A 19,904-nucleotide genomic window follows, 5' to 3' on the forward strand; every position below is an offset into this window, starting at 1 on the left:
ATTGCATCAGCCTTAAAGGCATAGTTGCACAATATGCGTATGCATAATGTGGTATAAAAAATCACAGTTAATTATCCTTACTTAATCAACGTGTGATTTCAATCTTTTTTTAGAGTTATAAAAAATATTTATATTAAATAGACAAATAAAAATGGTCTCAAGGAGGCAGGCATTATCGATAATATGAATCCTAAAGCAGTTTTGATTAGACTTTTAGTGAAAAGCTTTGGAAACAGTGTAAAAAAACGTCAAAGAATGTTTAGGTAGCTAATTTATTTTATTTAATTTTTGTTTTTTTAATAAAGTCAACCTATTAATTACTTGCCCGATATTTAACTTCCACAAAATGTGAACAAATGGGTGACTTTTATTCGATTTTTCATTACATCAATGTTGGCTTAAATATTCGACCTGATGAGAGGATAACCGATACTTATCTACTATGAGATAAAAGAATCGATTATCAATACAAAAAAATAGGAAAATTGATTATTTAGGTGAATAATCAGCTCGAAAATAGTGATCACTTATTTTCGATAATTCACCATTACTAATGATCTTTTTGATACCCTCATTGATATCTTTGGTTAACTGTTCGCCTTTAGCTCCTTTACTGATTAACAAGTAACTGTATGGCGAACCAATACGATCAGCATCTTCTTTTCTTAATTCTATTATTTTAAGATTAAGATTATGTTCGTTAATCAATTGTGATAGCATCACTTTATCGATTAATTGAAAATCATATTGTCCAGTTTCAACATGTTGCAGTACTGGCAATAAATCAGCTTCACTATACACAATTTTAACAGGATTATTGGGATGCTGTTCATTATAAAGCTCTAATGCGGTAGCATAATTCAGTCCCGGTGTCACTTCGGTTGATTTGCCATTTAGATCAGCAAAGTTTTTAATGTCGTTACTGTTTTTTGCCACCGCAATGGCGTACTGGTTTTTAAAAATAGGATCAGAATAAAAATACTTTTCTTTGCGCTTTTCATTCATGGCATAATTATTGGCGCCTACCTGATAACGCTGCGCATCAAGCCCAGCTAAAACAGAAGGAAATTCTGTAATTTCAAAGCTAATCTCGTATTGCGGTAATTTTGCAAATATTGCTTTTACCACATCAATATCATATCCCATTAACTCACCTTTCTCATCTACTGTGGTGAAAGGGCTCGGTGCACCCGATGTTGCAATAATAATTGTTTCTTTACCTTTTGCTTCTTCGCCCTTATTTTGGTTATCACAACCAGTCAAAAATAAAGCCCCTACTGCTAAAATACTTAACCATTTTTTGTAATTCATAAAGCTATTCCCCCGTAAATTTAGCTCAATACCGCAAATGGATTTTTTGCACTCTTTTTTATCGATATTTTAAATAAAACCCATATGTCTCATTTCAGTTATATGATCGGCTTGATAACGCGCCATGCCAGTTTTCATTACTTCAAAGCCCAAATTTTTATAAAATTCGACGGTTTGTGGATGGGTGTAAAGGATGATATTGCACTGTTTTACTTGCTCAACAAGTTTATCAACAATCAGCCGTCCATACTGTTGTCCATGTAGGTGTTTCGCCAATGCAATGTTATATACAGCTGCCTGACAAACACCATCAGATAATGCACGCCCAACACCCACTACTCGGTTTTTTTCCAGTAAAAATACAACGGAATAGCTCTTACGAAACACTAGTTCTTGTGTTTTAGCATCCAATGAACTAAGTCCATAAAAAGCAAGTAAATCAGCGACATCTTGCCAATTAATTCCATCACAATGTTGTCGAATAATAATATTCATTTATACTCCATTTATTAAATTTCATAATCTATTTGCCCAGCAGAATAATATCTGGCCAAAAAATCTTTCGTTCTTGATTGAGTTGGATTTGAAAACACCTGCTGCGGTGAACCATCTTCAATGATTTGACCTTTATCTAAAAATAGCACCCGAGTTGCAATATCATGTACAAAACTCATTTCATGAGAAACTAAAATCATAGTAATGCCTGATTTAGCGGCTATTTTGATGGTTGCTAACACTTCACCCACCAGTTCAAGATCTAGTGCCGAGGTGGGTTCATCAAGCAACAACACTTTCGGTTCCATAGCTAACGCCCTAGCAATTGCAACTCTTTGCTGTTGCCCACCTGATAACTGTTTTGGATAATGATAAATTCGCTCCGCAAGACCAACCTGAGCCAATTTTTCATAGGCTATCTGCTGCGCTTTATCCTTTGGGTATTTTTTCACAATCATTAACCCTTCCATAACATTTTCTAAAGCATTTTTTTGTTGAAATAAATTGAATTGTTGAAACACCATTGCTGTTTGCTGGCGAAACGCCACAACTTCATGCCTTTTTCTACAACTGACATCAAATTCAAAATGATCAATACGGATCTGACCTTGTTGTGGTTTTTCTAATAAATTTAAACACCGTAAAAGTGTTGATTTACCAGCACCCGATGCCCCAATAATTGCGACAATTTCATGGGGGCGAATGTGAAAGTTAAGTTGATTCAATATCAGATTATGATGAAAAGATAATGTCAAATTTTGCACATTAATCATAATAATTTCCCTCGGCGATAACTTGGAGTGTTAACACTGTCAGAAATGGTTAAACGCTTTTCTAAATATTTCATAATCAGTTCAATAATAATGGTCAATACCCAGTAAATTAATGCTAATGAAATATAAACTTCAAAATAACGATAACTATGCCCAGCTAAAGTTTTCCCTCGACCGGTCATTTCGGTTACTGAACAAATAAACGCTAATGATGTGCCTTTTAGTAAACCAATTAGCGCATTACCTAAATTAGGTAAGGCCACAATAACGGCTTCAGGAATGACAATTCTTCGTAACAATTGGCTATAGGTCATGCCCAATGATTGCGCAGCTTCAATCTGACCTTTATTCACAGACTGTAATGCTGCGCGGATTGTTTCTGAATTATAAGCTGCCTCGTTTAACGAAAAGGCAATTAACACAAAAAACATTGGAGATATGCCATTAATATTATAGTGAGTGTCATAAAAATAATTGATATAACGCAATAAGATAGGAATACCATAAAAGCTTAAATAAAGCTGTACTAATAATGGCGTTCCTCTTATAAAAGAGACAAATACCGCTGATATTTGTGATAATATCGGTATTTTATTCATTTTGATGATAGCAATAATCAGACCGAGCATTACCCCAAGTAACATTGAGAAAAAAGTAATAAAAAGTGTTACGGGCAAATAAGCAAGTAACATTGGGATTTGAGTAAAAATCAATCCAATATCTAATATATTTGGCATTATAATTATCCCATTAATTAAATTAGTGACTTGAACTAAACTGTTTATCTCGGTTATGTGGTGTATGCCAATTACTCACATCTGGACCTAAGGGTAAAATATCATAAGGATTATGCGCATTATCACCCAAAAAATAGCCTTTCTTTATTGCTTCAAAATCAGTAGTTTCACCAAAAGCAGGTATTTGATAAAGATCTCGTGCATAGGCCCATAAGTTAGGATAGTCGATAATTCGATTACGATTGGTTTTAAAGGCGCCATAGTAGGCAACATCAAATCGAGCTAATGTCACATAGAGGCGAATATCAGAATCAGTTATCTTATCACCAAATAGATAACGTGATTGACTCAAACGCTGTTCTAGCTTATCTAAGCGATTAAAAACAATATGATAAGCATCTTCATAAGCTTTTTGCGAACGAGCAAAACCTGCTTTGTACACGCCATTATTTACTTCATGAAATATTACATCGTTTAGTGCATCAATATCCACTCGTAATTGTTCAGGATAAAGGTCTGGTGCACCCGTTTTATGGAAAGGTTTAAATGCGGTTTCCCAATAATAAGTCAGTTTAAAATAATCGTTATTGACAACTTTGCCAGTTTTTATATCGACAACGGTTGGCACTGTCGCCCTGCCATCATACTCAGGATCAGTTAAAGCATAAATTTCAGGTAGATAACGAATACCTAATACAGGATCAACACCACCGGCATCAAGCGAAAATTCCCAGCCATTAGAGGTTCTAACTGGACTTACTTTACCGATACTAATTACATCATCTAACCCTAATAATTTGATAGCTATCATTGATCGGTGTGCCCAAGGGCAAATAGCTGCCCAAATTAAACGATAACGACCCGCCTCAACGGGTAACTGTCCAGGTTTATCGCCAAATGGTGTACCAAAACGGTTAGTTTGGCGGACAAATGCCCCATTTTTGTCAATTTCATTATTTTCATTAGTAACGATCTTTCCTATAGCTAAAGACATACGCTTACTCCTTATTATTTAGTACTGCAAAATTTAACTCTCTGGACAACTAGGTTAGTTCAATCTAGCATCAAATATTTTGCAGTTAAAATAACAAATAAGCATATTTATATAATTATCAATTATATATGAAATAAGCTACTATATAAAAATTGTCTTAATTTAATTATTTATTTACCTAAACGTCTATATAATCTTTCTGGACGGCCAATTTTCCCATGATTAAGTTCAACTGTTAATAATTTGATTTGGACGCAATATTCTAAATATCGCCTAGCAGTTGTTTTGCTAATATTGGCTTTTTCTACTATTTCATCAACGGTGAGAGCGTTCTCGCTCTGCATAAAAATGTCTTTCACTTTTTGTAATGTGATTTCCTCAATGCCTTTTGAGTGTCGGTTCATATTAACAAAGTCTTTGGTTTGCAAATTGAAAAGTTCATCAATTTTTCGTTGATTGACGTGTTTTTGTAAGCTTTGTCGATATAAAAAAAGTTCAAACCGTTCAAGCGAATGCTTTAATCGTTGATAAGAGACGGGTTTAATCAAATAATCAAACGCACCATAACGAATTGCTTTACTACATGTATCCATATCACTTGCAGCTGTCATAAAAATAACATAACAATCTAGATGATTGTTGATGATATATTCAAATAATTCTATTCCTTTTCCGTCAGGCAAGTAATTATCGAGCAAAATCAATGTTGGCTTTAATTTTTCTACCATCATTTTAGCTTCAGATAAATTCGAAGCAATACCGATTACTTTGACCCTTGTATCTTTTTGAATAAACTCGGCATTGAGCTCTGCTAAAATGGGCTCATCTTCAACAATCAGCACTTTAATGTTATCTTCTTGAAATTCTTTCATATAGTTGCCTTTCTATTGTTTAGGTATAAATACAGAAAAAATTGTTCCATAAGGGGTATTATCTTCAAATGTAATATAACCATTGGCCTTTTTTATATAGGTTGAAACAAGATGTAAACCTATGCCATGTTCTTTACCCTCTTGAGATGTGACGCCAGGTTCGAAAATTGAATCACGAATATTTTCATCGATACCACAACCTTGGTCACTGATCTCAAGTACAATTTCATCTGTTGCATCACTAAGATATAAATAAATTGTTTTATCACCACGATCATTTTTTAAACTGGCATTAAAGGCATTATCAAGCAAATTACCTAAAATTGACATAAATTCTGTTTCGGTGATAAGTGAAGGTAATACACTTAATTGGCATGCAGGATCAAATAGTAGATTTAAACCTATTTCATGTGATTTTGCATATTTACCAATTAACAAACCACATACAGCTGGCATCTTAAAATGTGTAGTGATAAAATCTAAATTACTTTGATTATCAGCAGAATGCAATGCGATAAAAGATTGCGCTTCTTCATACCGTTTCATATAAATTAAACCCGATAATGTTGCCAACCAATTTAGATGCTCATGCCTTAATGCGCGCAAATTATCGACATATTGTGTCACTTGTGTTAATTGCATACTTAATATATTAATATCATCAAAGTTACGAAAAGTAATAACCCAACCTTGAGTTTTATCATCGATGACCACACGAACTTTGCTTGCAATGACAATAATACTATTGAAATAACAAATATGATCATGCATGTCTTCGGTTTGGTTATCATTTTTATAAATAAAATCGCTTGATTTAATAAATGCTCTTAAATCATGTTCATGTAACTCATCATCACTTATCTTAATCTCTAACATAGCACGAGCAGATTGATTAATATTGATAATTTTATAATTAAGATCAATTGCGATAACCCCTTCAAAAATCGACTCCATGATCGACTTTTGGCTTTTCACCAATAGTGCAATGGCTTTAGGCTCTAAATTAAACATCTGTTTTTTAATTGCTTTTGAAAAACAATATGAAAAGATAAATAACGCTAAAAACAATAAGGAGCAAAAAAAGATAAATGGTATAAATTGCTGTATATGCAATGCATAAATATCATCAATCATATAACCGACCGAGACAATGCCGATAATTTTACCGTGATCAACAATCGGTGCTTTGCCTCTTAATGCTAAACCAAGAGATCCTTCACTGATGGATATGCTACTATTACCGTTAAGAACCTCTTGATTATCACCACCAACCATGGGGGAGTGTAAAGGACTATTAGCTGTGTGAAATAGACGGTTGGCATTCGCATCACCAATAACAATATAGCTCGCATCGCTTTGTTCAAATATCTCTGTGATTAAATTAGCGATTTTATTTGTGTCTTTTTCTTTGACATATTCAATTAAACTTGGTAAAACAGATAACTCTTTTGCTTGAATCTGCGCTTTTTCGCCCAAGCTTCGATACAAATTTGTTTCTGTTGTGTTCCAAATATAGCTCTGTAATAGCGCAAGAATAATCAATGAAAAAAACAAAAGCGATAAAAAAAGCTTTGTTGTAAACGATAACGGGATTTTTTTTCGCATTTTTGCATTTACTTTTCAAATTAAATTCTAATAAGTGTAACACAGCATTAAAAAACATTTAGCCTTTAAAACCATAAAAACCACAGTTAATTTATGATTTATATCACAAAAATTTCATTAATTTTTTGTAAAGATACACTCCAACAATTTCGAATAAATTAAGACATTTTGGAGAAAAAAATAAATGGCGGATTTCAAGTCACTTGAAAATAAACATAATCAAAAAGAATCAACGAGTAAGCCCCTTGAAGAAAAGTTAACAGGTTGGCCATATAATTGGTGGCGCCTTATGGACAACTATAAAATTGGTGTAATTCCACTTCCATTATTTATTATTGCCGGTATCCTTATTTGTGCAGAAGTGTTAGTAACTGGCAAGTTACCTAGCGAAATCGTGGTCATGGTGGTTACTTGTGCTTTCTTTGGTTTCTTATGTGGTGAAATTGGTAAACGTTTACCTATTGTAGGTAAAATGGGGGCAGCAGCAATCTGTGCAACTTTTATTCCATCTGCACTTGTTTATTATGGTATTTTGCCTACACCAGTTGTTGAAGCAACGACCAAATTCTATAAAGATACACATATCCTTTATTTATATATCTGCTGTATCATCGTAGGTAGTATTATGAATATGGATAAGAGAACACTTATTCAAGGCTTCTTAAGAATCTTTGCGCCAATGCTTTGCGGTGAAATTGTTGGTATGATTGTTGGTGTAGCTGTCGGTTATTTACTTGGTTTAACACCATTTGAAACATTTTTCTTCTTAGTTTTACCTATCATGGCTGGTGGTGTAGGTGAAGGTGCAATTCCACTTTCAATTGGTTATGCTGCAATTTTAGGTATGGAACAAGGTGATGCACTTGGTCGAGTATTACCGATTGTCATGCTTGGTGGTTTAACTGGTATTATTTGTGGTGGTATTCTTAACCGTATTGGTAAAATTTATCCTCACTTAACAGGTAACGGTCGATTATTACCCGCATCTAAGGATGATGATTCAATGGACAAAAAATCTGCTAAACCTGAAATGGCAATAGATGTTACAACATTTGCTTCAGGTGTTTTATTAGCGGCTATCCTTTATATGGTTGGTATGATTGGACACAAATTAATCGGTCTTCCTGCTCCAGTGGGTATGTTATTTGCAGCAGTTTTTGTTAAATTAGTATCAGGTGTTTCACCAAAAGTATTAAGTGGCTCACAAGTTGTTTATAAATTTTTCCAAACATCAGTAACTTACCCAATTCTATTTGCAGTAGGTGTGGCAATTACTCCATGGGAAAGAATTGTTGATGCTTTCACTATTACTAACTTAATTGTTATTGTTTGTACAGTAGTGAGCTTAGTGACCACTGGTTTCTTTGTGTCAAAAGCACTTGGTATGTATCCTGTTGATGCTGCTGTTATTTCTTGTTGTCAAAGTGGCCAAGGGGGAACTGGTGACGTGGCAATCTTAACTGCTGCAGAACGTATGGAGCTAATGCCATTTGCACAAATTGCAACTCGTATTGGTGGTGCAATTAATGTGTCAGTATCATTACTTATTCTCGGCAATTTCTTAGTATAGATTTAACATATTAAAAAACAACCTTAGTTTATACTAAGGTTGTTTATTTTTATTTTATATTTACAATTAACACAAATAGCTTTTAAGGAGTTTTCATGAAGCTTGTCAGTTATCTTGTTTCTGGTAGAGCAAGTTTTGGTCTTCTTACTCACAACGGTATTGTTGATTTAAAGCAAAAATTAGGTGATAAATATGCCGATTTAAAATCACTACTTGCCGACAAAGAAGGATTATCTATTGCCAAAACCTATCTTGATGCCCCAAGTGACATTGATGAACAAGACATTACTTTTTTACCCGTCATTCCAAATCCAAACAAAATTTTATGTGTTGGTATGAACTATGCCGAAAAACGAGCAGAATTTAATGAAACCAGCTCCGCACCGACGCTTTTCGTTCGTTTTCCTGACTCACAAACAGGTCACAAAACCAATATTATAAAACCAGCCATTACTAATGAATTAGATTATGAGGGCGAATTAGCAATTATTATTGGTAAAACAGGTTTTCGTATTAAGCAAGAAGATGCGTTATCATATGTAGCAGGTTATAGCTGTTATATGGATGGTTCTATTCGCGACTGGCAGTATACATGGTTTACCGCTGGTAAAAATTGGCCAAGCACTGGCGCATTTGGCCCATGTATTACAACAAGTGATGAGATTCCTGATCCAAAAGAATTATCTTTAACCACTTATTTAAATGGCGAGCAAATGCAACATGATTCTATCAAAAATCTTGTGCATACTGTGCCTGAATTAATTTCATATATCAGTACATTTACTCATTTATCGCCTGGAGATGTCATTCTTACTGGTTCACCTGGTGGAGTGGGTAAAAAACGTCACCCTCCTGTGTTTATGCAAGATGGGGATATTATTGAAGTTGAAATTACCAAGATTGGGCGTTTAACTAACTCTGTTGTAGCAGAAAAAGGGTAACATTATGTATGATTTAGCTGATTACACTGTTGTTGATATATCCAAATCAAAACAAGATTATCAAGAAATTGAGCAACTATTATCTCGCTCTGATCTCAATTTAGATTCACAAGTTACCATTTTTATGGTCATAAAAATTGACGCTAAAATTGTAGCTTGTGCAGGGATTGATCGTGATATTATAAAGTGCGTTGCTATTGATCCTGATTATCGTGGCAATCAACTAAATCTTACTTTAATGGATCACACCATAAAATATGCTAACGAAAGCGGCTATTTTCACCTTTTTTTATATACAAAGCCTGAAAATATAGATTTTTTTAAAGGATGTGGCTTTTACCCTATTGTTGAAATAACCGATCTTGCTGTCTTAATGGAAAATAATCCTGTTGGCATTAAACAGTATTGTAAGCAACTGCACACACAACAAAAAGACGGAAAAAAGATTGGCAGTATTGTTATGAATGCCAATCCTTTTACTAAAGGTCATCAATATCTTGTACAATATGCAGCCAGCCAATGTGATTGGTTACATGTTTTTGTCGTCAATGAAAATGCATCACAATTTTCATTTGATACACGTTTAAAATTAGTTCAAGATGGTACTAAACACATAAAAAATGTTACTGTGCATGCTAGCTCGCCTTATATTATTTCAAGAGCAACATTTCCGACTTATTTTCTAAAAGATAAGGCAAAAATTGATCAAGCCTATATGGGTATCGATCTGCTTATATTCCGAAATTATATTGCACCAACACTAAATATCGCTTATCGATTTGTTGGCACGGAACCTTATGATGAAGTCACTAAAGCTTATAATGAAGCCATGTCTTATTGGCTTGAAGATAACACTGTCAGTAAACAATCCGCGATCACGGTTGTTGAAGTTCCACGGATAACTGAAGGCGATACTATAGTATCGGCCTCACTAGTGAGAAAATTATTGGCCTCTGGGCGATATGACGAGGTAAAAAAGCTAGTTCCATCTACTACATGGGATTACCTTTCAGCTAATTTGGATAAATTTAAAATTTAATACGTTTTAAAAGGTAAAAAATGAAAATACAAAAAGAAGCCATGGCAGGGACTCTTGAATCAAGCGATTTGTTAGTCAAAGTCATGCCAAACGCGGGAATTGAAATTGTTATTAATAGTGATGTTAATAAACAATTTGGCGATCAAATCCGTGCAGTTGTTGAGCAAACTTTAAATGAGCTTAATGTAACTGACGGTTTAATCATTATTGATGATAAAGGAGCACTTGATTGTGCTATTAAAGCTAGAGTTCAATGTGCAGTATTACGTGGCGCAGAAGAAGAAAACTTAGATTGGAGCAAATTACTATGAAAAAATTACGTCGAAGTATGCTATTTCTTCCAGGTGCAAACGCCGCAATGTTATCGACTTCATTTGTTTATAAACCTGATTCAATCATGTTCGATCTTGAAGATGCGGTTTCAATTAAAGAAAAAGATTCAGCACGTTTATTAGTGGCACAAACATTGCTTCTTCCTGTTTATAAAGAGCATGGAATTGAAACAGTAGTACGAATCAACGCCCTTGATACTCCATTTGGTTTAAAAGACCTTGAAGCAGTGGTAAGAGCTGGTGTTGACGTAGTACGTTTACCGATGACTAACTGCGCTGAAGATATTCATGAGTTAGAAGCACATGTTGAAAGAATTGAAAAAGAGTGTGGGCGTGAAGTGGGCAGCACTAAATTAATGGCTGCGATTGAATCTGCTCAAGGCGTTGTTAATGCCGTTTCTATTGCTCAATCTTCTCCACGTTTAATCGGTATTGCACTAGCTGCATTTGACTATCTTGTTGATATGCAAACTGAGCGTGGCGACGGTACTGAGTTATTTTATGCTCGCTGCGCAGTATTACATGCAGCACGTGTAGCTGGCATTGATGCCTTTGATGTGGTGTATTCGAATGTTAATGATGATGAAGGTTTCTTAAAAGAAGTTAGCCTAATCAAAAAACTCGGATATAACGGTAAATCACTGATCAATCCAAGACAAATTGAACTATTACATAATGCGTATGCTCCAACAGCAGCTGAAGTTGATCATGCTCAAAAAGTAGTTGAAGCAGCAGAAGAAGGTGAAAGAAAAGGCCTTGGCGTTATTTCCTTAAACGGCAAAATGATTGATGCACCGATTATTGCTCGTGCTAGAAAAGTTATCGAGTTGGCTAAATATTCTGGTGTACGTAAAGAAATTTGATAGGATTGAAAAATGACTACTTCTATAAACAAAAAAATTGATGATTTGCTTAAACAGCACCCTGACCTCAAGAATATTACGCCTTTTGTTGATGCTAACGCAACAACACCATATTTAAAAGATGAGTCTAAATACACGCGTAAATTGTGTGATTCTATTGAACAGGCAATTAAAAAATGTGAATTACGTGATGGTATGACTATCTCTTTTCACCATGCATTCCGTGAAGGTGATAAGGTTATCAACAAAGTTGTTGAAACGATCAGTAAGTTAGGCATTAAAAACTTAACGTTAGCTTCAAGTTCATTATTAAGCTGTAATTCGGCTTTAATACCTCATATCGAATCAGGGGTCATTACTAAAATTTATACTTCTGGTCTACGTGGTAAATTAGCCGATGCAATTTCACACGGTTTAATGGAAAACCCTGTTCATATCCATTCTCATGGTGGTCGAGTAAAACTTATCCAAAGTGGTGAAATTAATATTGATATCGCATTTTTAGCTGTATCAACCGCTGATGAACAAGGTAACGCTAATGGGGTATCGGGTAAATCACAATGTGGTGCACTCGGTTATGCTATGGTCGATGCGCAATTTGCTAAAAAAGTGGTACTACTAACTGAAGATATCGTTGGATATCCTAACCATCCGGCAAGTATTCGCCAAGATCAAGTTGACTATATCGTTAAAGTTGATGAGGTGGGTGATCCAACTAAAATCAGTGTGGGGGCAGCACGTATCACTAGCAATCCACGCGAACTGATGATCGCGCGTTATGCAGCTGATGTTATTGAACATTCAGGCTATTTCAAAGATGGTTTTTCAATTCAAACTGGTTCGGGTGCATCGTCAACTGCGGCAACTCGCTTCCTTGAAAATCGTATGCGTGCAAAAAATATCACTGCATCATTTGCATTAGGTGGTATTACAGCAAGTATTGTTGATCTTCATGAAAAAGGATTAGTTAAACGTTTATTAGACACTCAAAGCTTTGATGGCACAGCTGGACAATCTTTAGGTAAAAATAAAGATCATATTGAAGTATCAACCAACGTTTATGCGAACCCAGCATCAAAAGGTGCAAGCGTTGATGAACTTGATATTGTTATTTTAAGTGCTTTAGAAATTGACCTTGATTACAATGTTAATGTATTAACTGGTTCTGACGGCGTTATGCGTGGTGCGTCTGGCGGTCACTGTGATACTGCTGCTGGTGCAAACTTAACAATCGTTGTTGCACCACTGATTCGTAGCCGTATTCCAACGGTAATTAAAAAGGTAACAACACTAGTCACTCCTGGTGAAAGCGTTGATGTGCTAGTAACTGACCATGGTATTGCGGTTAATCCTAACCGTCCAGAAATTGCTGAACGTTTAAAAGCAGCTAATTTACCAATTATGAGCATTGAAGAGCTTTATCAACGTGCTGTATCTTTAACTGGTGAGCCAAAACCAATCGAGTTTAAAGATAAAATTGTTGGTATTGTCCATTTCCGCGACGGTTCAGTTATTGATGTCGTGCGTGAAGTTAAAGACTAATTTTAGTTTTAATTAATAAAGTAATAGCCTGACATGTAAAAGTGTTATGCTATTACTGATTTTATCCAGTGGAAAAAATGCTAATTAAATTTGATGATGGCACTCCAATTAACCTTGAGCAGATGCTATTAGCCAAGGAACAGCGAGTAGAAAACCAAAAACAGGCAATGATATGTTATAAATATCCAATCATATCCTTAAGCCTAGTTATTCCAGGTGCTATAAAAAATAGTAGCGGTGCTCGTTATCTTTTTGACGAAGCAATCAAAGCATTACATCACTGTTTTTTTCAAAATGACATCGCAATAATCAATGAAGATCATTATCACTACATCACCGGTTCAGAAGCTATTATAGCAATAAAATGTTCAGCTAATTCCCTTAAAAAATACTGTATTGATATTGAAAATAATCACCCATTAGGACGTTTATGGGATATTGATGTTATTGACATTGTTACACAAAAAAGCCTGTCACGATCACAATTCGACAACCAACCAAGACAATGCTTAGTCTGTCATGAAACGGCAAAACTTTGCGGTAGAGCAAAACGTCATTCAATTGATGAAATTTTTACAGCGATTGAAAACAAGATAGCAAAATTTCAGAAAAATAATAGCGATAATACTCATTGCTAATAACGGATTAATAAAATAGCATAACTACATACATGATATATCATCAACCCTAATTATAATCTAAAAAATCAGTTATACTGTTTCAAGTGCTTGCTGTAAATCAGCCAGTAAATCAGTAATATCTTCTAACCCCACCGAAATACGTAATAATTGATCTGAAATCCCAGCCGTTTTTCGTGCTTCGGCACTAATACCTGAATGAGTCATTGTTGCTGGATGGCACACAAGACTTTCCACTCCACCAAGTGATTGAGCCAATGTAAAAATATTAAGCGCTTTTAAAAATTTCGGCATAACATCGGCATTGCCAACTAATTCAAAACTGAGTAACGAACCAAAGCCTTTCTGCTGTTTTTTAGCAATATCATGTCCAAGATTAGTTGGTAAAGAGGGATGAAATACTTTAGCTATTTTAGGATGATTAGCAAGAAACCCAACAACTTTTTGCGCATTGTCTTGTTGTAAATTTACACGCGCCGCAAGGGTTCGTAATCCACGTAATAAAAGATAACTATCAAATGATGAAGTCAGCGTACCAATATTATTAGCCCACCATAAAACATCTGTAGCAAGTTGTTGGTCCTTAAAAACTAAAATTCCTGCTAATAAATCCGAATGTCCGTTTAAAAATTTAGTACAAGAGTGGGTAACAATATCAGCACCAAGCTCCAATGGTTTTTGTAAAATAGGCGTCATAAATGTATTATCGACTAAAACCAAAGCACCTACATCATGCGCTTGTTGCGCAATTTTTTTTATATCAACAACACGCAGTAATGGATTACTTGGTGTCTCAATCAAAACTAATTTGGGATGTAAGCTTAATGCTTCTTGTAATGCGACCAAGTCAGACTGATCCACAAATTTTACCTTAAAATAACCTTTCTCGCTCAAACTATTAAACAAACGATAGCTACCACCATAACAATCATGGGGGGCAACAACTAAGTCATTTGGCGCTAATAAGGCAACACTAATAAGGTGAATTGCTGACATGCCACAGTTAGTTAAAATAGCATCGGCACCACCTTCTAATTTTGCAACTGTTTCTTCCACCAATCGCCGACTTGGATTTGCTTTTCGCGCATAATCAAATTTCCTGGGTTTAGCAAATTCTTCATAACGATAACATGTAGATGGAGTGATAACAGGTACGACACTGCCATATTGATCATCAGTATTGAGCCCACCACGAACAGCAATTGTTCCTTGGTTTAAATTGTTAGCTTGACTAGTCATAATAACATTCCTCTAAATAATGTTTTGCTTACTTCAAGAATAGATTGTATAAGAATAACACACTGAATATAGACGTCAACATGTCTAGATGTCTAACTATCTTGGTGTATAGATTGCAGAAAGATAAAAAAAACGTTAGAATTGCCCACATTATTTGTGATGTAATTTGGTGAAAATATGATGGAATGGAATGGCGAATATATAAGCCCTTATGCTGAACATGGTAAAAAAAGTGAGCAAGTAAAAAAAATTACAGTATCAATTCCGTTAAAAGTGTTAAAAATATTGACTGATGAGCGTACTCGCAGACAAGTTAATAATTTACGTCACGCAACAAATAGTGAATTATTGTGTGAAGCTTTTCTTCATGCTTATACTGGTCAACCTTTACCTTGTGATGATGATTTACAAAGAGATCGTGAAGACGGTATTCCCAAACAAGCTCAAAAAATGATGCAAGATTTAGGCATCACCCCAGAATTCGATTGATTATTAACTAAAAGTATTAATTTTCAAAAAGCAAAAAGGCGCACAATGCGCCTTTTCAACTACTATTGGTTTTCAGATACGGTTTTTCGGAAAATTATTTTTTACCGCCAACCATAGCAAAACGTTGTTTGAACTTATCTACACGTCCACCAGTTGCAACATCACGTTGTTTACCAGTATAGAATGGGTGACACTCACCACATACATCAAGATGAATATCATGACCAATAGTAGAATGAGTTTTAATAACATTACCACAAGAGCATGTTGCATTAATTGCAGTATATTCTGGATGGATACCTTCTTTCATAATAAACCTCTAAAGTTTGTTCGTATCGCTATATAAATGGCTAAAAGCAAAATCTATACACCATACGAGTGTTAAAAAACATGATAAGGTTGCAAATTATATGCCTTAAAAGTTAAATAATCAAGCCATAAAAAGACAAATTAAACGGGTAATTGCCCTATTGTCACTTGTAATTCAACCTTTTCACCATTCCGCAATACAATAATGGGGACAATCATACCCGGTTTCAACTCGGCAATTTGATCCATGGTTTCAACAATGGATTTAACAGGCTTATTATCTACCATAATCAAGATATCATTAGCTTGTATACCCGCTTGTAAAGAAGGTCCTTCAACATTGGTGACTAAAATACCTAATACCACTGGCATATCATTTGGATTTTGAGTGGGCGCAAATTCTAATCCATCAATACCGATATAACCACGAATAATTTTTCCATCCTGAATCAACTTATTCATGATCTTTACAGCTAAAGAAGTCGGAATTGCAAATCCAATCCCTTCCGGAACATCATTACCCAAATTTTTTGCAAAGGTGAGAGTATTAATTCCCATTAATTCACCTTTAGTATTAACTAGTGCTCCTCCAGAATTACCGTGATTTATTGATGCATCAGTTTGAATAAAATTCTGTCTTCTATATGGACTTAGCCCATCGCGACCTGTAGCACTAATAATACCTTGTGTGATAGTTTGCCCTATATTGTAAGGATTACCTATCGCTAAAACCACATCACCAATCTTCGGTTCACGCTGAGGATTAATGGTAATAGTTGGAATATTAGAGGCTTCTATTTTTAATACGGCAAGATCAACAAGTTTATCAGAGCCTACCGATAAAGCCTCAAAAATTCGTCCATCTTGCAGTGCAACAATAATTTGCTCTGCATCTTCAACAACGTGATAATTAGTAACAATATATCCCTGTTCACTCATTATTACCCCTGAACCAAGTGGAGTAATTGGACTATCTTGTGATTCTTGAGAAACAGAATTAATTGAGCGACTATAAATATTAACTACTGCGGGCGCTGCAGTTTTTACGGCATCAGAATAACTTAAAGGTTCGTTACTGAAAATAGAAACAAAAAAATGCAATTGCTTTCCGTTTCGTAATGAAGGAAAAATAATTAATAACGCAACGGCTAAAACTACACCGATTAATATTGGCCATAAAAATTTTTTAAGCATTGCCGTCAGATGATAGTAATTAGATATAGCAACGATTTTAGCATATATACAAAAGTGTTAAAATCACTGTTTTTCGCCGACGCCAAAGCATCGACGAAATAGAGTTAAATTATCTTCTAGTTTGAAAAAAATTATCTTAAAATGAGATAAATTCGGCTATCTCCTCGTACTATATTAAGCGCAATAACAGACGGATTACTATCAATGATTTTGCGAAGTTCTGCAATATTAGTTACTCGTCCTTTGTTAACGCCAGTAATCAGATCTCCCTCTTGTAAGCTAAGTCGAGAAGCAGGTGAATTTTTAGCAATCTTTTCAATTAAAACACCTTTTTGACCTTTTATTTCACCATTACTAAGTGTTGCACCATCAAGAGCAGTATGCAATGATTTTGCTTCGGTTACTGCCTCATCGCTATTTTTGAGTTTTACCTCAACAGACATTTGTTTACCATCTCGAATTAAGCCTAATTTTACAGTTCGCCCAGCACCAGTTGTGGCAATTTTTGCACGTAATTCAGCAAAACTATCAACGGGTTTACCGTCCATTGAAATAATAATATCGCCAGATTTAATTCCTGCAGCTTGTGCGGCTGAATTTTCAATCACTTCACTAACGAAAGCACCTTTTTGAACATCAACATCAAATGCTTTCGCTATATCCGATGTCAGTTCATTACCTTTGATGCCAAGCACACCACGTTTGACCTCACCAAACTCAATAAGCTGCGATGTTAAACTTTTTACCATATTACTAGGAATTGCAAAGCCAATCCCAACATTACCACCATTTGGCGCAATAATCGCAGTATTAATACCAACGAGTTCACCATTTAAATTAACAAGTGCTCCACCAGAGTTTCCTTGGTTAATTGAAGCATCTGTTTGAATAAAATTTTCAAAACCATTCATATTAAGCCCACTGCGAGCCAAAGCTGAAATAATCCCCGAAGTAACAGTCTGACCAATACCAAATGGGTTACCAATAGCAACAGTATAATCACCAACCCGCAAATTATCAGAATCAGCCAATTTAATCGCCGTTAATTTTTTTGCATCATCAAGTTTAAGCAATGCTATATCACTTTGTGGATCTTTACCGATTAGCTTTGCTTTATATTCATGTCCATCATTAAGAGCAACCGTGATTTTATCGGCACTATCAATAACATGATTATTCGTCACAACATAACCTTTTTCAGCATCAATAATCACACCAGAGCCTAGACCTGTAAACACTCTTGATTGACTATCAGGGTAACCAAAAAAACGTCTAAATTCTTCTGGCATATTATTTTGCATTTGCGTAGTACCCTCAACCTTAATACTAACAACTGATGGTAATACCGTTTCGAGCATAGGTGCCAAACTTGGCTGCTGTGTATTACTGTCGGTTGAGGTAGGAGGAAAAGAAGCATAAGCATCGGGATGTGATGCTAAACTTAATCCTATACTTAACGCCATAATACTTAATAATTTTTTTTGTTGTTTTAATGAATTAATCATCTTATAACTCTCGCTTTCACAAAAATTTAATCTCTATAAAATTGCTTGACCATTAGGAAACGGCGAATAAAACCATAGTAGTTAAGATTTGTGTTCATCCGCTTTAAATAAACCAGAAGAATTATCGGAATAATCTCTAGGCTGCTTATCAAGTATCATTTCTTTTGTTTCATCTGAATCAGAGTTGGAATCAAAATCCAAAGATGCGGCTTTATCGCCATCAATAAATTGACTAGAATTTTCAGCCATATGTTGATAAAGGCGGCGAAAATCTTTAGCCATACTATCCAATATCTCAGCACTATGAGAAAAATGTTTAGCAATCATTTGTTTTTGCGCTATTAATTCATCTTTTGTTTGTTCTAGCTCATGTTTAACTTTGGTATATTTACGAGCCTTAGGGCTAATAACGCTTACAAAAATAAAACCAATAATAAAACCAATTACTAATCCAATTATAAGATAAGTAAGCATATCTTTATCCATTATTCACTCCTTATATCTTCAAGATATATCATTTTATAAAATTGAAATCCAATTATCAGCACTTATTTTGCATGGTTAGCAAGTTTTATCAATTGTTTTTTTAACTTATCTGGTGCATTTTCCGCTAATGCATATAAAAACATGGCACTTTTAGCTGTCATCACACTCGATACTAAAGAGGACTTAACAGTCTGAGAATGGCGATGTGACAACTTGACCGAAATATCCGGATTAATCTGATATTGGATAGACGATAGAGACGGTAAGATATTTTTTCGTATCTCTGACATTAAATTACTTTGTTCATATTTCAGTCTCGTTAACCAGCCAGCAGTGCTTACCTCTAAAATCAATACGCCTTCGCGATAATTAGCCACTCGACATTGTTGATTCAATGGGGATGGCAATAAATCGTTAACCTCTTTAGCCAATGTTTTTAATGCATTAGTTCTTTCTTGGATCTTAGAAAAACAAGAGGCTTGAGTTATTATTGACGTCAATACTTGTGGCTCATTAAAACGCATATCTTGACTTCCTCTCCTTTCTTAATCAATAAAAAAAGTTTCGCCTAAAAGCTAAAAATAAGTATTAGTTTAATAATTTACCCTATTTATCGTCAAAAGTCTTATTGAAAAAATTTATTTACTGTTTTATAAAAATTTCTTTACTAATATGATGTTCAAAACTTCAGTTAAAAAAAATAGATAACTGATAATGGATTGAAATTTATCAGAAATACTAAAAAGATTAACTGCAATTTAAAGGCATTTTTTCATAAAAGTTTTATAAATCTGCAGATGGATAATCCTTTTTTTGATTGTAATTAATTCGCTTAATATTAGAATAATATTTAAAATCATTAATTAACATCTTGGTAAGCATTGTATCGTAATACATAAAATGCTATTAAAGCATAACTCTTTTGACATTCTATCCTATTAAGCGTTATATTGTTTTTTGATATTTTCTA

20 protein-coding genes and 1 pseudogene are annotated in these 19,904 nt (G+C 34.7%); 8 read left to right on the top strand and 13 right to left on the bottom strand.

What is annotated here, in order from left to right:
- Positions 1 to 489: 489 nt before the first annotated feature.
- The 7 genes from ACYIAL_RS03285 to ACYIAL_RS03315 form a co-directional block, all read right to left on the bottom strand.
- A complete protein-coding gene (locus ACYIAL_RS03285) occupies positions 490 to 1,311 on the bottom strand; it encodes a transporter substrate-binding domain-containing protein (protein ID WP_174797372.1) in 822 nt (273 codons plus the stop codon).
- Between the two features lie 69 nt (positions 1,312 to 1,380).
- Entirely contained in the window at positions 1,381 to 1,806 is a 426-nt protein-coding gene (locus ACYIAL_RS03290) for a GNAT family N-acetyltransferase (protein ID WP_174797373.1), read from the bottom strand.
- A gap of 14 nt (positions 1,807 to 1,820) precedes the next feature.
- Complete coding sequence (locus ACYIAL_RS03295) at positions 1,821 to 2,579, bottom strand: amino acid ABC transporter ATP-binding protein (RefSeq protein WP_174797374.1); 759 nt, start codon at positions 2,577 to 2,579, stop codon at positions 1,821 to 1,823.
- Positions 2,576 to 3,316, bottom strand: coding sequence for an amino acid ABC transporter permease (locus ACYIAL_RS03300; protein WP_483750975.1), 741 nt, complete (start codon positions 3,314 to 3,316; stop codon positions 2,576 to 2,578). The genes ACYIAL_RS03295 and ACYIAL_RS03300 overlap by 4 nt, the downstream gene beginning before the upstream one ends.
- A 22-nt stretch (positions 3,317 to 3,338) precedes the next feature.
- Positions 3,339 to 4,310, bottom strand: coding sequence for a glutathione S-transferase family protein (locus ACYIAL_RS03305; protein ID WP_174797376.1), 972 nt, complete (start codon positions 4,308 to 4,310; stop codon positions 3,339 to 3,341).
- 170 nt (positions 4,311 to 4,480) lie between these two features.
- On the bottom strand, positions 4,481 to 5,182 hold the full coding sequence (locus tag ACYIAL_RS03310; protein WP_174797377.1) for a response regulator: 702 nt from the start codon (positions 5,180 to 5,182) through the stop codon (positions 4,481 to 4,483).
- A gap of 12 nt (positions 5,183 to 5,194) precedes the next feature.
- Positions 5,195 to 6,787, bottom strand: a complete 1,593-nt coding sequence (locus ACYIAL_RS03315) for an ATP-binding protein (RefSeq protein WP_483750976.1) — start codon at positions 6,785 to 6,787, stop codon at positions 5,195 to 5,197.
- A gap of 277 nt (positions 6,788 to 7,064) precedes the next feature.
- On the opposite strand from ACYIAL_RS03315, the pseudogene ACYIAL_RS03320 reads away from it, so the two are divergent.
- The 7 genes and pseudogenes from ACYIAL_RS03320 to citX all read left to right on the top strand — a co-directional run.
- A pseudogene (locus ACYIAL_RS03320) lies at positions 7,065 to 8,357 on the top strand (2-hydroxycarboxylate transporter family protein); the annotation flags it as partial.
- A 95-nt stretch (positions 8,358 to 8,452) separates the two neighbouring features.
- Positions 8,453 to 9,298, top strand: a complete 846-nt coding sequence (locus ACYIAL_RS03325) for a fumarylacetoacetate hydrolase family protein (protein ID WP_174797380.1) — start codon at positions 8,453 to 8,455, stop codon at positions 9,296 to 9,298.
- Positions 9,299 to 9,302: 4 nt separating this feature from the next.
- The gene (citC, locus tag ACYIAL_RS03330; RefSeq protein WP_174797381.1) at positions 9,303 to 10,337 is read left to right on the top strand and encodes a [citrate (pro-3S)-lyase] ligase; all 1,035 of its coding nucleotides are present in this window, start codon (positions 9,303 to 9,305) and stop codon (positions 10,335 to 10,337) included.
- A 20-nt stretch (positions 10,338 to 10,357) separates the two neighbouring features.
- Positions 10,358 to 10,648 carry a citrate lyase acyl carrier protein gene (gene citD / locus ACYIAL_RS03335; RefSeq protein WP_065637374.1) on the top strand — a complete coding sequence of 97 codons (291 nt, stop codon included), beginning with the start codon at positions 10,358 to 10,360 and terminating at the stop codon, positions 10,646 to 10,648.
- Positions 10,645 to 11,532, top strand: a complete 888-nt coding sequence (gene citE / locus ACYIAL_RS03340) for a citrate (pro-3S)-lyase subunit beta (protein ID WP_174797382.1) — start codon at positions 10,645 to 10,647, stop codon at positions 11,530 to 11,532. Before citD ends, citE begins: the two co-directional genes overlap by 4 nt.
- A gap of 12 nt (positions 11,533 to 11,544) precedes the next feature.
- Positions 11,545 to 13,074 (top strand): citrate lyase subunit alpha, encoded by a 1,530-nt coding sequence (gene citF, locus ACYIAL_RS03345; RefSeq protein WP_065587590.1) that lies wholly within the window; start codon positions 11,545 to 11,547, stop codon positions 13,072 to 13,074.
- A gap of 77 nt (positions 13,075 to 13,151) precedes the next feature.
- Entirely contained in the window at positions 13,152 to 13,712 is a 561-nt protein-coding gene (citX, locus tag ACYIAL_RS03350; protein WP_174797383.1) for a citrate lyase holo-[acyl-carrier protein] synthase, read from the top strand.
- 72 nt (positions 13,713 to 13,784) lie between these two features.
- Here the strand turns inward: citX and metB are convergent, their stop codons facing one another.
- Positions 13,785 to 14,951, bottom strand: coding sequence for a cystathionine gamma-synthase (metB, locus tag ACYIAL_RS03355; protein ID WP_174797384.1), 1,167 nt, complete (start codon positions 14,949 to 14,951; stop codon positions 13,785 to 13,787).
- Between the two features lie 177 nt (positions 14,952 to 15,128).
- On the opposite strand from metB, the gene metJ reads away from it, so the two are divergent.
- Entirely contained in the window at positions 15,129 to 15,440 is a 312-nt protein-coding gene (gene metJ / locus ACYIAL_RS03360) for a met regulon transcriptional regulator MetJ (protein WP_065587588.1), read from the top strand.
- Between the two features lie 94 nt (positions 15,441 to 15,534).
- Here metJ and rpmE read toward each other — a convergent pair whose 3' ends face one another.
- From rpmE to ACYIAL_RS03385, 5 genes are all read right to left on the bottom strand, one after another.
- Positions 15,535 to 15,750 carry a 50S ribosomal protein L31 gene (gene rpmE, locus ACYIAL_RS03365; protein WP_065636780.1) on the bottom strand — a complete coding sequence of 72 codons (216 nt, stop codon included), beginning with the start codon at positions 15,748 to 15,750 and terminating at the stop codon, positions 15,535 to 15,537.
- A gap of 140 nt (positions 15,751 to 15,890) precedes the next feature.
- Positions 15,891 to 16,943 carry an outer membrane-stress sensor serine endopeptidase DegS gene (gene degS / locus ACYIAL_RS03370; protein WP_174797385.1) on the bottom strand — a complete coding sequence of 351 codons (1,053 nt, stop codon included), beginning with the start codon at positions 16,941 to 16,943 and terminating at the stop codon, positions 15,891 to 15,893.
- Positions 16,944 to 17,074: 131 nt separating this feature from the next.
- The gene (locus tag ACYIAL_RS03375) at positions 17,075 to 18,448 is read right to left on the bottom strand and encodes a Do family serine endopeptidase (RefSeq protein WP_483750977.1); all 1,374 of its coding nucleotides are present in this window, start codon (positions 18,446 to 18,448) and stop codon (positions 17,075 to 17,077) included.
- Between the two features lie 81 nt (positions 18,449 to 18,529).
- Positions 18,530 to 18,934: a Z-ring associated ZapG family protein gene (locus tag ACYIAL_RS03380; RefSeq protein WP_174797387.1), complete on the bottom strand. Its 405-nt coding sequence runs from the start codon at positions 18,932 to 18,934 to the stop codon at positions 18,530 to 18,532.
- A 62-nt stretch (positions 18,935 to 18,996) separates the two neighbouring features.
- A complete protein-coding gene (locus tag ACYIAL_RS03385) occupies positions 18,997 to 19,458 on the bottom strand; it encodes a DUF721 domain-containing protein (protein WP_483750978.1) in 462 nt (153 codons plus the stop codon).
- Positions 19,459 to 19,904 lie beyond the last annotated feature (446 nt).

It is taken from the genome of Gilliamella sp. X-57 (assembly GCF_057063565.1).